The organism is Escherichia sp. MOD1-EC6300 (genome assembly GCF_002965045.1).
Classification (GTDB): domain Bacteria; phylum Pseudomonadota; class Gammaproteobacteria; order Enterobacterales; family Enterobacteriaceae; genus Escherichia; species Escherichia coli_F.
The window spans coordinates 1-16364 of the sequence record NZ_PTRH01000011.1 but is presented as its reverse complement, the minus strand read 5'-3'; the positions used below and the strand labels follow the sequence as shown (position 1 = coordinate 16364).

Here is a 16364-nt window from a genome sequence, read left to right as displayed (position 1 = left end):
CCTATAGGGTCACGGTATTAATACTCGTCCCGCCCCTCATCTTCATCCGGCTGTTCCAGCACACTGTAAGCAACTGAACAAAACAGCGAGTTCAAACGCTGCATATCGCCCAGTAAGCCTAAATGTAGCGAACTGGTTTCAATGCTCTGCACGTTTTGCTGATGCAGGCGATCAACGTGGGCGTGAGAATAGCGGCGATTAAGAATGCGAAAACGATGCTTGCTGCGGCGTAAACGACGGGCGCTGGCAACATCGCCAGAGAAGAAAACCGACATTGCCAGTTTTAAATTACTGAGCAATTGCTCATAGAGCGCATCCAGTTCCTTCAAGCCATCAAGCGAAAATGCTCGCCTTGCAGCCAGCGATTTGTCGGCAATTTCACTACCCATGCGCTCGACGATATCGGAGGCCTGTTCAAGGTTAAGCGACATTTCGATGATCTCCGCCCAGCGACGCGACTCTTCCTCCGCCAGCTCTTCTTTTGGCATTCGCGCCAGATACAGCTTAATGGCGGTGTAGAGAACGTTGATGTCATCAGCCAGCTTACGCAGCTCTTTCTCCTGCCGTGGCTCGCCGTGCATCACTTTATTCAACCCTTCCATCATCTGTTCCATGGCGTCGCCAATGCGCAGGGTTTCGCGGGCAGCGTTCGCCAGAGCAAGCGTGGGCGTATCCAGCGCGCTGACATCCAGATGTTTAGGCCGTAGCTGGGTATCCAGTTCCGGTTCATCGCGAATAATCGTTTTGCAAAACCGTGCCATCGGGTCAACGAATGGCAACATGACCAGGCAGCGTACAAGGTTGTAGAAGACGTGGAAATAGATCACCAATTCCGCTTTTGGCAATGGCAACTTCCCCATTGTCTCTGCCAGCAAATGAACAAACGGCAGGATAATCAGGCTACCCACCAGCTTAAACAGCAGACTACCCAGCGCGACACGGCGGGCTGCGGCATTGGCGGCACTGTTGTTGAGCATCGCCAGCAAGCCGGAGCCGAGGTTAGCACCAATCACCAGACAAAGTGCCACGGGGAAGGAGATGATGCCTGCGGCGGTCAGAGTCGCGGTCAGCAGTACAGCAGCAAGGCTGGAGTAGCTGATAATGGCGAACATCGCGCCAATCAGCGCATCCAGCAGAATATCGCCGGTTAGCGAGGCAAAAATCACCTGAACGCCGTTTGCTTGGGTGATCGGCGTTACGGCCTGCACAATCAATTCCAGCGCCAGCAAAATCAGCCCAAGACCAATACCGACGCGGCCCAGTTGCCCGGCGCGTGATTGTTTGCGTCCGAGGAAAAAAATCACGCCGATAAAAATAAGTAGCGGTGACAACCAGGATAAATCGAAGGTGAGAATACGCGCCATTAGCGCGGTCCCGACATCTGCACCCAGCACAATGACCAAAGCCGGTGCGAGGGCAACCAGATCCTGAGCGACGAACGAAGTCACCAGCATGGTGGTAGCATTACTGCTCTGCACCAGTGCGGTAACGCCGATCCCCGCACAAAAGGCGAGCGGCTTTTTTTCGACGCTCCGGCTCAGAACAGTACGCAGACGTGCGCCGAAGACGCGCATTACGCCTGTTCGAACAATATGTGTCCCCCAGACCAGCAGGGCGACGGCAGAAAGCAGGTGAAGCAGCGTTAACACGAGTTCAGGTTCTCCTTATCGTTATATGTTCCTGAAGCAATTGAATGACCAAAGGACCGGAAACACGCTGACTGACATCTTTATTGTGACTTTTGACATTCGTTTTTCCGGCTAAGATTATTCCAGCCTGATTCCAGTATAAGAGTTTCATATTAATAAAGAGACAGGGCACTCATTGAGCGCCCTGTTTGTTGTAAGGAAAAGTGACAGATTTGTGAATCAGTCTGCGTCATACCCCAGATTCGGTGCCAGCCAGCGTTCAACATCTGAGACGCTCATACCTTTACGGCGGGCATAGTCTTCAACCTGATCGCGCTGAATTTGCGCTACCGCGTAATACTTGCTGTCCGGGTGGCTGAAGTACCAACCCGAAACCGATGCACCGGGCCACATGGCGAAAGATTCTGTGAGTTTCATGCCGGTATGTTTTTCCACTTCCAGCAGCTCCCAGATGGTGGCTTTTTCCGTATGTTCCGGGCAGGCCGGGTAGCCCGGTGCCGGACGGATGCCCTGGTAGTTTTCGCGGATCAGTTCTTCGTTGCTGAGGTTCTCGTTCGGCGCATAGCCCCAGTAGACTTTACGCACACGCTCATGGAGATACTCCGCAAACGCTTCGGCTAAACGGTCGGCAAGCGCTTTCACCATGATTTTGTTGTAATCATCGTGCTGCGCTTCGAAAGCATCAGCCAGTGCGTCCTCTTCCAGCCCGCCGGTCACAGCAAATGCGCCAATGTAATCTGCTTTACCAGAAAGCTTCGGCGCAACGAAGTCAGCGAGACAGTAGTTAGCGAAGCCCGTTTTTTCGGTCTGTTGACGCAGATGGTGGCTGACGTTTATTACATGGGTACGCGTTTCGTCACGGTAGATTTCAATGTCATCGCCCACACGGTTTGCCGGGAACAGGCCCACCACGCCACGTGGATTCAGCGTTTTTTCGGCGCTTAATTTATCCAGCATGTCATTGGCGTCTTTAAACAGGCGCTTCGCCTCTTCACCCACCACTTCATCTTCCAGAATGCGCGGATACTTCCCAGCCAGTGACCAGGTCATAAAGAACGGCGTCCAGTCGATGTAATTACGCAGCGTTTCGATGCTGGCTTCGACTTCCTGCACGCCGAGACGGTGCGCCACCGGCGGCGTGTAAGCCTGCCAGTCAAAAGCGAAATCGTTATCACGCGCCGCTTCCAGCGTGACCGGTGGTGTGCGCGGTTTCTTGCGCCCGTGCTGAATACGTACGGTTTCGTACTCTTTACGGGTACGAGCGACAAAGTCATCACGCTGAGTATCGGAAAGCAGCGCCGCCACCACACCAACAGTGCGCGAGGCGTTCTGTACATACACCGTCGGGCCGCTGTAGTTCTGCTCGATTTTCACCGCCGTGTGCGCTTTTGAGGTGGTCGCGCCGCCAATCAATAGCGGAATGGTGAAGCCCTGACGCTCCATCTCCTTCGCCACGTTAACCATTTCGTCCAGCGACGGCGTGATCAATCCTGAAAGGCCAATCAAATCAGCATTCACTTCTTTGGCGGTACGGAGAATTTTTTCCGCAGGCACCATCACGCCGAGATCAACAATTTCGTAGTTGTTACATTGCAGCACCACGCCAACGATATTTTTACCGATATCGTGGACGTCGCCCTTCACTGTAGCGATCACCATCTTGCCGTTGGTTTTGCCCTGCTCTTTGCTGGCTTCAATAAACGGTTCGAGATACGCCACCGCCTGTTTCATGACGCGCGCCGATTTCACCACCTGCGGCAGGAACATTTTCCCTTCGCCAAACAGATCGCCGACCACGTTCATGCCGTCCATCAACGGGCCTTCAATCACTTCAATCGGGCGCGTAGCCTGCTGGCGGGCTTCTTCGGTATCCTGCTCGATAAACTCGGTAATGCCTTTGACCAACGAGTATTCCAGACGTTTATTCACTTCCCACGAGCGCCACTCCGCCTGCTGGGCGTTAGCGGTGTCGTCGGTTTTGCTGCCGCGATATTTCTCGGCAAGCTCCAGTAAACGCTCGGTGCCATCGTCGCGACGATTAAGAATCACATCTTCCACCGCGTCGCGCAGTTCAGCGGGTAGGTCGTCGTAAATCGCCAGTTGCCCGGCGTTGACGATCCCCATATCCATGCCATTGCGAATAGCGTAGTAGAGGAACACCGCGTGAATGGCTTCGCGCACCGGATCGTTGCCACGGAATGAGAACGAAACGTTAGAAACGCCGCCGGAAATCAGCGCGTGCGGCAGTTCACGTTTGATGTCTTCACACGCGCCGATAAAGTCCTGCGCGTAGTTGTTGTGCTCTTCAATGCCAGTTGCGACCGCGAAGATGTTCGGGTCAAAGATGATATCTTCTGGCGGGAAGCCAACCTCTTCGGTGAGGATTTTGTACGCCCGACGGCAAATCTCGATTTTCCGTGCGCGGGTATCGGCCTGGCCCTGTTCGTCAAAGGCCATCACCACGACTGCCGCACCGTAGCGACGCAACAGTTTCGCGTGATGGATAAAGGCGTCGACGCCCTCTTTCATTGAGATCGAGTTAACAATGCCTTTGCCCTGGATACACTTCAGACCTTTTTCAATGACCTCCCATTTTGAGGAGTCGACCATAATCGGCACGCGAGCGATATCCGGTTCACCGGCAATCAGATTGAGAAAACGCACCATCGCCGCTTCGGCGTCGAGCATCCCTTCATCCATGTTGATATCGATAATCTGCGCGCCGTTTTCCACCTGCTGACGCGCCACATCCAGCGCCTCGCTGTATTTCTCTTCTTTGATCAGGCGCTTGAACTTAGCGGAACCGGTGACGTTGGTGCGTTCACCCACGTTCACAAACAGGCTATCTTCGCCAATGTTCAGCGGCTCCAGGCCGGACAAACGGCAGGCTACGGGAATATCCGGTAGTTTGCGCGGCGCTAATCCTTCTACTGCACGACTCATCGCTGCAATATGTTGTGGCGTGGTGCCGCAGCAGCCGCCGACGATATTGAGAAAGCCTGCTTCTGCCCATTCACGTATCTGTTTTGCCATCGTGTCGGCGTCGAGATCGTATTCACCAAAGGCGTTGGGCAGCCCGGCGTTCGGGTGGGCGGTGACGTAGCATTCCGCAATACGCGACAGTTCCTGTACGTACTGGCGCAGTTCGTCTGGCCCCAGCGCACAGTTCAGGCCAAAGGTTAGCGCTTCGGCGTGGCGCAATGAGTTGTAAAATGCTTCAGTAGTCTGCCCGGAGAGCGTGCGCCCGGAAGCGTCGGTGATGGTGCCGGAGATCATAATCGGCAGCTCAACGCCCAGCGCTTCAAACTCCGTTTTCACCGCAAAGACCGCCGCTTTGGCGTTAAGGGTGTCGAAAACGGTTTCAATCAGGATCAGGTCCGCACCACCTTCCACCAGCGCTTTGGTGGATTCACGATAGGCCGCCACCAGCTGGTCAAAAGTGATGTTGCGGAATGCTGGATCGTTCACGTCCGGAGAAATAGACGCCGTGCGGTTGGTCGGGCCGAGAACACCGGCAACGTAGCGCGGTTTCTCCGGAGTGCGCGCGGTCCACTCGTCAGCACAGGCACGCGCCAGCTTCGCCGCCGCAAAGTTGATTTCCGCCGACAGGGATTCCATCTGGTAATCCGCCATCGCAATAGTCGTGGAGTTGAAGGTGTTGGTTTCGATGATATCCGCGCCCGCTTCAAAGTAGGCGTTGTGGATAGCGGCGATCACTTCCGGTTTGCTGAGTACCAGCAGGTCGTTGTTGCCTTTGAGATCGCATGGCCAGTCGGCAAAGCGTTCACCACGAAAATCGGCTTCGTTCAGTCGATAGCTCTGGATCATAGTGCCCATACCGCCATCCAGCACCAGAATACGTTCATTTAACTGCGCACGCAGTTGTTCCACTTTGCTGCTCACACTTGCTCCCGACACGCTCAACCCAGATTTAATAAAAATTCAACAAACCATACTGGCATAAACGCATCTGTGGTAAAAGCGAGCACCACGCAACATGAGATTTGTTCAACATTAACTCATCGGATCAGTTCAGCAACTATTGCATTAGCTAACAATAAAAATGAAAATGATTTCCACGATACAGAAAAAGGAGACTGTCATGGTCGCACCCATTCCCGCGAAACGCGGCAGAAAACCCGCCGTTGCCACCGCACCAGCGACTGGGCAGGTTCAGTCTTTAACGCGTGGTCTGAAATTACTGGAGTGGATTGCCGAATCCAATGGCAGTGTGGCACTCACGGAACTGGCGCAACAAGCCGGGTTACCCAATTCCACAACCCACCGCCTGCTAACCACGATGCAACAGCAGGGTTTCGTGCGTCAAGTCGGCGAACTGGGACACTGGGCAATCGGCGCACATGCCTTTATGGTCGGCAGCAGCTTTCTCCAGAGCCGTAATTTGTTAGCCATTGTTCACCCTATCCTGCGCAATCTAATGGAAGAGTCTGGCGAAACGGTAAATATGGCGGTGCTTGATCAAAGCGATCACGAAGCGATTATTATCGACCAGGTACAGTGTACGCACCTGATGCGTATGTCCGCCCCTATTGGCGGTAAATTACCGATGCACGCTTCCGGTGCGGGTAAAGCCTTTTTAGCCCAACTGAGCGAAGAACAGGTGACGAAGCTGCTGCACCGCAAAGGGTTACATGCCTATACCCACGCAACACTGGTGTCTCCTGTACATTTAAAAGAAGATCTCGCCCAAACGCGAAAACGGGGTTATTCATTTGACGATGAGGAACATGCGCTGGGGCTGCGTTGCCTCGCAGCGTGTATTTTCGACGAGCACCGCGAACCATTTGCGGCAATTTCGATTTCCGGGCCGATTTCACGTATTACCGATGATCGCGTAACCGAGTTTGGTGCGATGGTGATTAAAGCTGCGAAGGAAGTGACGCTGGCGTACGGTGGAATGCGCTGACTTTTTCTGGCGGGTAGAGGTAATATTCTGCCCGTCATACCTGAGTAGCAATAGAATAAGGGTATCTGTTAATCGCATTGACGCAAAAATAACTTAATATCATACACTTCACACACTTTTATTAACTCAGCATTATTTTTAAACATCAAACCACTTAATTATTAACAAAATCGCAAGAACTCATTGCGCCGAAACTTTTGCGGTTTCATTATGAGATTGAGCGATTTATGATATTTCTTTACTTGTAATCATATTAAATTTTTCACTGTTCTGATAGTTAAAATTCCAGACATCAATAAACAATGAGATATTTAAATGATTACTCGTATTCATCGCAATTCTTTCTCTTTAAATATTAATAATACAGCCCAGACAAATGAACACCAAAACCTGAGTGAATTGTTTTATAAAGAACTCGAGAATAAATTTTCTGGCAAGGAGCTGGGGACACCTCTATTAAAAAGCTTCTCAGAAAACTGTAGACAAAACGGCCGTCATATCTTTAGCAATAAGGATTTTGTCATTAAATTTTCCACGTCTGTCTTACAGACTGATAAAAAAGAAATTACGATAATTAATAAAAATGAAAACACGACACTCACTCAAACCATTGCTCCAATATTTGAAGAATACCTAATGGAAATTTTACCTCAACGCTTAGACACTCTTGATAAACAAGAATTAAACCTAACCTCAGATAGAAAATAAAAAGAATTTCCAAGAGTTAAACTTAATGGTCAATGTTATTTCCCGGGGCGCCACCAAAACCGTATAGTATGCCGACACATTGCTGCACAATATATTAATGACATTTATCAGAATGTTGATTACAAACCCCATCAAGATGATTATTCCTCAGCTGAAAATTTTCTCGCTCACTTCAACAAAAAATGCAAAAACCAGACTTTGGCGTTAATTTCCAGCCGTCCTGAGGGGCGTTGTGTTGCTGCCTGCGGTGATTTCGGTCTAGTTATGAAGGCATATTTTGACAAGATGGAATCAAATGGTATCAGTGTTATGGCGGCCATATTATTGGTGGATAACCATGCTTTGACGGCCCGGCTAAGAATAAAAAATACAACTGAAGGATGTACCCATTACGTGGTTTCGGTTTATGATCCTAATGTAACTAACGATAAAATAAGAATCATGAGCGAAAGTAAAGAGGATATTAAACACTATTCTCTGATGGATTTTATGAATGTAGATTATAGCCTCCTGAAATGGTCAAATGATCATGTTATTAACCAATCTGTTGCAATAATTCCAGCACTTCCGAAAGAACAGCTATTGATGTTAAAAGGATCTGTGGATGAAATAACCCCTCCATTATCACCTGCAACGATGAATTTGCTCATGGCAATTGGTCAGAATCACAAACTTACGCAGCTGATGATTCAGCTCCAGAAAATGCCAGAACTACATAGAACAGAAATGTTGACTGCCTATAATAGTATTAACCTGCCAGGTTTATATTTGGCTATAAATTATGGTAATGCGGATATCGTTGAGACTATTTTCAATTCACTGTCAGCTCCTGGATATGAAGGATTACTCTCGAAAAAAACCTCATTAATATTGTGGAGGCAAAAGATAAAAATGGTTGTTCTGGATTATTTTTAGCGATATCACGTAAGGATAAAAATGTCGTAACCTCGATTCTGAACGCCTTACCTAAACTTGCTGCCACACATCATTTAGATAACAAACAGGTGTATAAAATCCTGAGTGCCAAAAGTAGATCGTCCAGCCATGTTTTATACTATATTATGGCGAATGGTGATGCCGACATGCTGAAAGTTTTTTTGGATGCATTACCTTTGTTAATTCGCACATGTCATTTGACTAAAGAGCAGGTACTCGATCTCCTGAAGGCAAAGGATTTTTATGGTTACCCGGGGCTATACCTGGCGATGCAAAATGGGCATAGCGATATCGTGAGAGTTATACTCGAAGCATTGCCCTGTCTGGCCCAGGAAATTAACATTTCCGCTTCTGATATTGTAGATCTTCTGACCGCCAAAAATCTTGCGCGCGACACGGGTTTGTTTATAGCCATGCAGCGCGGACATATGAACGTTATTAAGACTATTTTTAACGCATTCCCCACTCTATTTAATACGTTTAAATTCGATAAAAAAAATATGAAGACCCTCCTCCTGGCACATAATTCTAATGAATATCCCGGTTTGTTTTCAGCGATACAGCATAAACAACAAAACGTTGTAGAGACGGTTTATCTTGCTTTATCTGACCATGCACGCCTTTTTGGATTTACCGCTGAAGATATTATGGATTTTTGGCAACATAAAGCGCCACAAAAATACTCTGCCTTTGAGTTGGCTTTTGAATTGGGTCACCGGGTTATTGCTGAATTAATCCTTAATACGTTAAATAAGATGGCTGAAAGCTATGGCTTTACGGATAACCCTCGATACATCGCGGAGAAAAATAAGATGGAAGCTTTACTCAAAAAAGCATCTCCCCATACCGTACGCTAAATCTTTGCCTGCGCCGATACGCATAAACATCTTCCACATGTCCTTCACGAATGCGGTTTTGTAGTGCGCGCCAGTAATCAGCGCGGAACAGGTCGGCGTGCATCTCTTCAAACAGCGGACCAATACGCGGGTCGGCACATAGCCAGTGGCGAAACTCTTCCGGGAAAACATCGCCCGGCGAGACGCTGTACCACGGTTCGCTGGCAAGTTCGTCCTCCGGGTAGCGCGGCGGCGGGATGTCGCGGAAGTTCACTTCCGTCATGTAGCAAATTTCATCGTAATCATAAAACACCACACGCCCGTGACGGGTGACACCGAAGTTTTTAAACAGCATGTCGCCGGGGAAGATGTTGGCGGCAGCAAGCTGGCGAATGGCGTTGCCGTATTCTTCAATGGCGTCGCGCAACTGCTGACCTTCCACTTGTTCCAGCCAGATATTGAGCGGCACCATCCGCCGCTCAATATAAAGATGGCGAATCACAATTTGTTCGCCGAGATCGGTGATTTTTTCCGCTGCTTCCTGGAGCAGTAATGCCATTAATGCCGGGGAAATATGCCGCTTCTCCAGCACAAAGTTTTCAAACTCCTGGGTGTCCGCCATTCGGCCCACGCGATCGTGCTCTTTCACCAGTTGGTAGCAGGCACGAACGTGAGCTGCAGACATCTCTTTCTGCGGCGCGAACTTGTCTTTAATCACTTTGAACACCCGATCAAAACCCGGCAGCGTAAACACCAACATCACCATGCCACGAATACCCGGCGCTTCAATGAACTGCTCATTACAGCCCTGTAGATAAACGAGATATTCGCGGTAGCTCTCGGTTTTAGCGTGCTTCTGGCAGCCGATAGCCATATACAATTCTGCGGTGGTTTTACCTGGCAGAATTTCCCGTAGCCACTCGACCAGTGCTGCGGGCAGCGGTGCATAAACCATAAAATAGGAGCGTGCGAAGCCAAAGACGATGCTCGCTTCGGCGGTCGTCGTCAGGCAAGTATCAATAAATAACTCGCCGTCGTCCGTCTGGTGGATCGGCAGCAAAAATGGCAATGTGCCGGAAGGCGTGATCAGTTTGCCCACCAGCCAGGCGGCTTTATTGCGGTAAAACAGTTCGTTCGCCACCTGTAAATGACTTTCCGCGAGGTTGTCTGTCCCCAACATTTCTGTCAGATGGCGAACGATGTAATGAATGTCACGGCTTTTATTCTGCCAGCGCAGACGCAACGGCAGATCGCTGATAACGCGCATCAGCAGAGATTCCCAGCCGTGATCGGGGTGAAAGTCTTTCGCCAGCGGGCGGGGAATGGTACGAAAACGGCGCTCTGGCTGGGAGCTAAAGATAAAAAGCCGCTCGGGAGTAAGCGAGCGGTGGTCAAATAACCGACAGTACACGGAGTTAAAAAAGCTCTCCGCAATCTCGAAACGCGGGTAGTCCGGCAACAGCCGGGTGTAATGCTCTTTAACGCGCAGTAAAAATGCCGCGTCCGTGCTTTGGCCGTTGGTAATGCAGCGCAGTTGCTCCACCACCAGACCCACGTGATGATCGTAAAGATGGATACGGTTTTTCATCGCCTGCTGGACAGCGTGCCAGTCGGCTTGTTCGAAACGCTGCTGCGCCCCGGAAGTCACTTCGAGGAATCGACCATACTGAGCGTCGAAGCCTTGCAGAATGGTTTGTGCAATCAGTAATTCCAGGCCACGCGGCATCGCCTCTCCTTAATTCGCCCCTCGCCTTACGGAAAGGGGCGTTGGTTATTAGAACTGCGATTCTTCGGTGGAGCCGGTCAGCGCGGTGACTGAAGACGTGCCGCCCTGAATAATGGTCGTCACTTTATCGAAATAACCTGTACCCACTTCCTGCTGGTGAGATACGAAGGTATAGCCATCTTTCGCGGCGGCAAATTCCGGCTGCTGCACTTTCTCAACATAGTGCTTCATACCCTCGCCCTGGGCGTAGGCGTTTGCCAGGTCAAACATGTTGAACCACATGCTGTGGATGCCTGCCAGGGTGATGAACTGGAACTTGTAGCCCATATCCGACAGCTGCTGCTGGAAGCTGGCAATAGTTTTGTCGTCGAGGTTTTTCTGCCAGTTGAAGGACGGCGAGCAGTTATAAGCCAGCAGTTTGCCTGGATATTTCGCGTGGATAGCTTCCGCAAAGCGACGCGCCAGTTCCAGGTCTGGCGTGGAGGTTTCACACCATACCAGGTCAGCATATGGCGCATACGCCAGGCCACGGCTGATCGCTTGTTCAATACCTGCATGAGTACGGAAGAAGCCTTCGCTGGTACGCTCGCCGGTAATAAATTCGCTGTCATACGGGTCGCAATCGGAGGTGATCAGATCCGCCGCATCGGCATCGGTACGTGCAACCAGCAGGGTTGGAACGCCCGTCACGTCAGCTGCCAGACGCGCCGCGACCAGTTTCTGAATAGCTTCCTGAGTTGGCACCAAAACTTTGCCGCCCATGTGACCGCATTTCTTCACTGATGCCAGCTGATCTTCGAAGTGAACTGCCGCTGCACCGGCTTCAATCATCGCTTTCATCAGTTCAAAGGCATTCAGGACACCGCCAAAACCGGCTTCCGCATCGGCAACGATCGGCAGGAAGTAATCGACATAGCGCGGATCGCCCGGCTCAATGCCCGCGGACCATTGGATCTGATCCGCACGGCGGAAGGTGTTGTTGATCCGCTCCACCACAGCTGGCACCGAGTTTGCCGGATAGAGCGACTGATCCGGATACATGCTGGCCGCCAGGTTAGCGTCCGCCGCTACCTGCCATCCCGACAGATAGACTGCTTCAATACCCGCTTTCGCCTGTTGCAGCGCCTGACCGCCAGTCAGTGCACCGAGGCTGTTGATGTAGCCTTTTTTCGACTCGCCATGCAGCAGACGCCACATTTTCGCCGCGCCCAGTTGCGCCAGCGTGCATTCAGGATTGACTGAACCGCGTAATTTCACCACATCTTCCGCGCTGTATGGGCGAGTAATGCCTTCCCAACGCGGTTGAGTCCACTCTTTCTGTAATTCTTCAATTTGTTGTGTACGGGTTTTCATGTGCAGATGCTCCATAGTTATATGGTGGTTTACGCTAACAGGCGGTAGCCTGGCAGGGTCAGGAAATCTATTAACTCATCGGAAGTGGTGATCTGTTCCATCAAGCGTGCGGCATCGTCAAAACGCCCCTGGGAGAAACGTTCTTCGCCCAGTTCGCTGGCAATGACTTTCATCTCTTCGCCCAGCATCTGGCGGAACAAGGCTTTGGTCACCGGTTTGCCATTGCTCAACGTTTTTTGATGATGGATCCACTGCCAGATTGAGGTACGGGAAATTTCAGCCGTCGCCGCATCTTCCATCAGGCCATAAATCGGCACACAGCCGTTGCCAGAGATCCACGCTTCGATGTACTGCACAGCCACGCGAATGTTGGCGCGCATACCTTCTTCGGTGCGTTCACCATCACAAGGTGCCAGCAGCTGATCGGCAGTAATCGGCGCGTCTTGTTCGCGCATCACTTCAAGCTGATTTTTACGGGAGCCGAGAATGTCGTTGAATACCGCCATTGCCGTATCCGCAAGGCCTGGGTGGGCAATCCATGTGCCATCGTGACCGTTGTTGGCTTCCAGCGCTTTATCCGCTTTTACTTTGTTCAGCACCTGGTTATTGCGCTCTTCATCTTTGCTCGGAATAAACGCTGCCATGCCGCCCATCGCAAATGCGCCGCGTTTATGGCAGGTTTTGATTAACAGGCGTGAATAGGCATTAAGGAACGGTTTATCCATCGTCACAGCCTGTCTGTCTGGCAGGACGCGATCGGGATAGTTTTTCAACGTTTTGATATAGCTGAAGATGTAATCCCAACGACCGCAGTTCAGACCAACAATATGGTCACGCAGCGCGTGAAGGATTTCATCCATCTGGAACACGGCGGGCAGCGTTTCAATCAGCAACGTCGCCTTGATGGTGCCGCGCGCCAGATTAAAGCGATCTTCTGCATAGCTGAAGACTTCGCTCCACCAGGCCGCTTCCTGCCAGGACTGGGTTTTTGGCAGATAGAAATAGGGGCCACTGCCTTTTGCCAGTAAGGCCTGGTAGTTGTGAAAGAAGTAGAGCGCAAAATCAAACAGGCTGCCAGGGATTGCCTCACCACGCCAGGTGACATGTTTTTCCGGCAAGTGCAGACCGCGTACCCGACAAATCAACACCGCTGGATTGGGCTTGAGCTGGTAAATTTTGCCTGCTTCATTGGTGTAACTGATGGTGCCATTAACTGCATCGCGCAGGTTAATTTGCCCATCGATCACTTTGTTCCAGTCCGGGGCCAGTGAATCCTCAAAATCGGCCATAAAGACTTTCACATTGGCGTTGAGCGCGTTGATCACCATCTTGCGCTCTACGGGTCCGGTAATCTCTACCCGACGATCTTCTAAGTCCGCAGGAATACCACGAATTTTCCAGTCAACATCACGAATGGAAGCTGTTTCCGAAATAAAATCAGGCAATGTTCCGTTATCGATATCCTGCTGCTGCTGAATGCGCGCTGCCAGAAGTTTATTGCGTTGTGGCGTAAAATGCGTCACCAGCTCAGTCAGAAACTCTACCGCTTCGGCAGTAAGAATTTGCTTCTCCTGCTCGCCATACGGCCTTGTGAAAACCAGTTCATCGGTTGTTGTTGCCTGTTCAGTCATCGTGCTGCTCCTCGTCATGGATCCGAAAACTTCCCCACTGTGAACGAAGGATCGTTGTGTGCTTTTCGTTCAGCACAACTAAGACTACTCATTTAAAATGCAAAATCAAAAACAATTTCCATTTTAAATAAAAATACATGTTAACCTATTGATAACAATATGAATAAAATTTATTCACCTCTTGAGGTGTGTTTCGGAAATAAAAAAGGCACCCGAAGGTGCCTGAGGTAAGGTGCTGAATCGCTTAACGATCGACTATCATAGAAGATTAATCCAACGTTGGATTCATGTGCCGTAGATCGTATGGCGTGATCTGGTAGACGTAATAGTTGAGCCAGTTGGTAAACAGCAAATTACCGTGACTACGCCAGCTCGCTCGCGGTGTATTTTGCGGATCATTATGCGGGAAATAGTTATACGGTACATCCGGGTCTAGTCCGGCTTCCACATCGCGGAAAAATTCCTGCGCCAGCGTATGTGCGTCGTATTCCGGATGCCCCGTCACAAAGGCAATGCGCTTATCTTTGCTGGCAAACAGATATGCATCCCCTTCTTCTGTCTCCGCCAGAATTTCCAGATCGGTATAATCACGAATCAACGCTGCCGGAAAGTCAGCATAGCGCGAATGCGGTGCCAGGAATGAATCATCAAAGCCACGCGTCAGAAGCGCATGAGGATGGAGAATATGATGCTCGTAAACGCCAGATAGTTTGTCGGTGCGGGTTTGCTTAGGAATGCCGTAGAGGATATTGAGCGCGGCCTGGACCGCCCAACAGACAAACAGCGTCGAGGTGACGTGATCTTTCGACCACTCCAGCACCTGTTTGATCTGCGGCCAGTAAGCGACATCATTAAACTCCACCAGGCCCAGCGGCGCGCCGGTAACTATCAGACCGTCAAAGTTTTGTTCCTGAATATCTTCAAAGTTACAGTAGAAGTTATTCAGATGCTCTGCGGGCGTGTTGCGCGATTCACGGGAATCGATGCGCAACAGCTGAATATCGACCTGCAAAGGTGAGTTTGAAAGCAGGCGCAAAAACTGATTTTCAGTTTCGATCTTCTTCGGCATCAGGTTAAGGATAAGCACCTTTAGCGGACGAATTTCCTGACCAGACGCGCGAGAAGTTGTCATCACAAAGACGTTTTCTTCACGCAAGAAATTGACGGCGGGTAGCTCGTCCGGCACACGAATCGGCATAACCTGATTACCTCACTACATACGCTTATACGTTTAGACATCCAGATAGCTGAAGATAACCAGAAAATTTGCCAATGTCGAGCCTGCATGTTGAAGGTGAGAAAGTTTCAAGGAAAAGGCTACGTTAGAATATAAGAATGACGAAAAGGAGAGAAAATGGTTATTAGTATTCGCCGCTCACGGCATGAGGAAGGGGAAGAACTGGTTGCGATTTGGTGCCGTTCTGTCGATGCCACTCACGATTTTTTATCAGCAGAGTATCGGGCCGAGCTGGAAGAGCTGGTGCGTTCCTTCCTGCCGGAAGCGCCGTTGTGGGTCGCGGTTAATGAGCGGGATCGGCCGGTTGGGTTTATGTTGTTAAGTGGGCAGCATATGGATGCGCTGTTTATCGATCCTGATGTGCGCGGCTGCGGCGTGGGTCGGATGCTGGTGGAACATGCGCTCTCGATAGCACCGGAACTGACAACCAATGTTAATGAGCAAAATGCCCGGGCGGTAGGGTTCTATAAGAAGTTGGGATTTAAGGTTACGGGACGCTCTGAGGTGGACGATTTGGGGAAACCGTATCCGTTGCTGAATCTGGCGTATGTGGAGGCGTAGGCAATTTTTTTCTCATCCCGGTGAGCTGAACTTCAGGTTTCGTACCCACCAATGGTGACATGATTATTTCTGCTTAAGCATTGCCATGACCGCACTATCACTGAGCACCACTGATTGCGCATGGATGTGGAAATGGCGATATTTCATTAACGTTGCACCAGCGACCACTTCATGAAGAATGCGTTCCTCAACCTGTGACAAACCGCCCTCATTCATTTCCAGCGCGCTCACAACAATATCCATACGTTTTGCTGGCAAAAAAGAGTACCAGGGTGAACGTGGGTGGAGTTGCAAAACAAGATCTTGCAGAACTTTTTCTGCAACAAAGAAATTGGCGATTAACAGGCGCTGGTTACTGAAGGCAGCCTCTCCTGACACTTCACGTTTGCTTTCAAGATCGCGAACAGTAATTTGATTACGACGAATTTGGATATACAGAACTGACATGAGATTCCCTTCATCATGCAAATAATTGATATGCAAAAAGGCCCAGTCTTCCGACTGGGCCTTCTGCTTAATTTGATGCCTGGCAGTTCCCTACTCTCGCATGGGGAGACCCCACACTACCATCGGCGCTACGGCGTTTCACTTCTGAGTTCGGCATGGGGTCAGGTGGGACCACCGCGCTAAGGCCGCCAGGCAAATTCTGTTTCATCAGACCGCTTCTGCGTTCTGATTTAATCTGTATCAGGCTGAAAATCTTCTCTCAATCCGCCAAAACATCTTCGGCGTTGTAAGGTTAAGCCTCACGGTTCATTAGTACCGGTTAGCTCAACGCATCGCTGCGCTTACACACCCGG

At 50.3% G+C, this 16364-nt stretch carries 9 protein-coding genes, 1 rRNA gene and 1 pseudogene; 3 read left to right on the top strand and 8 right to left on the bottom strand.

Features of this window, described 5'->3' with window-relative positions:
- Positions 1-17 precede the first annotated feature (17 nt).
- Both BGE37_RS16640 and metH read right to left on the bottom strand, forming a co-directional pair.
- Complete coding sequence (locus BGE37_RS16640) at positions 18-1649, bottom strand: Na/Pi cotransporter family protein (RefSeq protein ID WP_088541561.1); 1632 nt, start codon at positions 1647-1649, stop codon at positions 18-20.
- A 219-nt stretch (positions 1650-1868) separates the two neighbouring features.
- Complete coding sequence (gene metH, locus BGE37_RS16635; RefSeq protein ID WP_105288229.1) at positions 1869-5552, bottom strand: methionine synthase; 3684 nt, start codon at positions 5550-5552, stop codon at positions 1869-1871.
- A 199-nt stretch (positions 5553-5751) separates the two neighbouring features.
- Between metH and iclR the strand changes: the two genes are divergently transcribed.
- Both iclR and BGE37_RS16625 read left to right on the top strand, forming a co-directional pair.
- On the top strand, positions 5752-6576 hold the full coding sequence (iclR, locus tag BGE37_RS16630) for a glyoxylate bypass operon transcriptional repressor IclR (RefSeq protein WP_000226403.1): 825 nt from the start codon (positions 5752-5754) through the stop codon (positions 6574-6576).
- A gap of 315 nt (positions 6577-6891) precedes the next feature.
- Positions 6892-9077, top strand: a pseudogene (locus BGE37_RS16625) (ShET2/EspL2 family type III secretion system effector toxin).
- Here BGE37_RS16625 and aceK read toward each other — a convergent pair.
- The 4 genes from aceK to metA form a co-directional block, all read right to left on the bottom strand.
- On the bottom strand, positions 9046-10782 hold the full coding sequence (gene aceK / locus BGE37_RS16620; RefSeq protein WP_105288228.1) for a bifunctional isocitrate dehydrogenase kinase/phosphatase: 1737 nt from the start codon (positions 10780-10782) through the stop codon (positions 9046-9048). The pseudogene BGE37_RS16625 and the gene aceK sit on opposite strands and share 32 nt — an antisense overlap.
- 48 nt (positions 10783-10830) lie before the next feature.
- Positions 10831-12135 carry an isocitrate lyase gene (aceA, locus tag BGE37_RS16615; protein ID WP_000857853.1) on the bottom strand — a complete coding sequence of 435 codons (1305 nt, stop codon included), beginning with the start codon at positions 12133-12135 and terminating at the stop codon, positions 10831-10833.
- 29 nt (positions 12136-12164) lie between these two features.
- Positions 12165-13766: a malate synthase A gene (aceB, locus tag BGE37_RS16610; protein ID WP_105288227.1), complete on the bottom strand. Its 1602-nt coding sequence runs from the start codon at positions 13764-13766 to the stop codon at positions 12165-12167.
- Positions 13767-14034: 268 nt separating this feature from the next.
- Positions 14035-14964 (bottom strand): homoserine O-acetyltransferase MetA, encoded by a 930-nt coding sequence (metA, locus tag BGE37_RS16605; protein ID WP_001122781.1) that lies wholly within the window; start codon positions 14962-14964, stop codon positions 14035-14037.
- Positions 14965-15120: 156 nt separating this feature from the next.
- Here metA and BGE37_RS16600 point away from each other — a divergent pair, with 156 nt between their 5' ends.
- On the top strand, positions 15121-15564 hold the full coding sequence (locus tag BGE37_RS16600) for an acetyltransferase (protein WP_088541567.1): 444 nt from the start codon (positions 15121-15123) through the stop codon (positions 15562-15564).
- 63 nt (positions 15565-15627) lie between these two features.
- Here the strand turns inward: BGE37_RS16600 and BGE37_RS16595 are convergent, their stop codons facing one another.
- Positions 15628-16011, bottom strand: coding sequence for a YjaA family stress response protein (locus tag BGE37_RS16595; protein WP_001353546.1), 384 nt, complete (start codon positions 16009-16011; stop codon positions 15628-15630).
- 77 nt (positions 16012-16088) lie between these two features.
- A 5S ribosomal RNA gene (gene rrf / locus BGE37_RS16590) occupies positions 16089-16204 on the bottom strand.
- Positions 16205-16364: the final 160 nt, after the last annotated feature.

Coding starts and splice junctions, on each gene's coding strand:
- iclR (WP_000226403.1), top strand. CDS start 5,752: ATGGTCGCACCCATTCCCGCGAAACGCGGCAGAAAACCCGCCGTTGCC.
- aceK (WP_105288228.1), bottom strand. CDS start 10,782: ATGCCGCGTGGCCTGGAATTACTGATTGCACAAACCATTCTGCAAGGC.
- aceA (WP_000857853.1), bottom strand. CDS start 12,135: ATGAAAACCCGTACACAACAAATTGAAGAATTACAGAAAGAGTGGACT.
- aceB (WP_105288227.1), bottom strand. CDS start 13,766: ATGACTGAACAGGCAACAACAACCGATGAACTGGTTTTCACAAGGCCG.
- metA (WP_001122781.1), bottom strand. CDS start 14,964: ATGCCGATTCGTGTGCCGGACGAGCTACCCGCCGTCAATTTCTTGCGT.
- BGE37_RS16600 (WP_088541567.1), top strand. CDS start 15,121: ATGGTTATTAGTATTCGCCGCTCACGGCATGAGGAAGGGGAAGAACTG.
- BGE37_RS16595 (WP_001353546.1), bottom strand. CDS start 16,011: ATGTCAGTTCTGTATATCCAAATTCGTCGTAATCAAATTACTGTTCGC.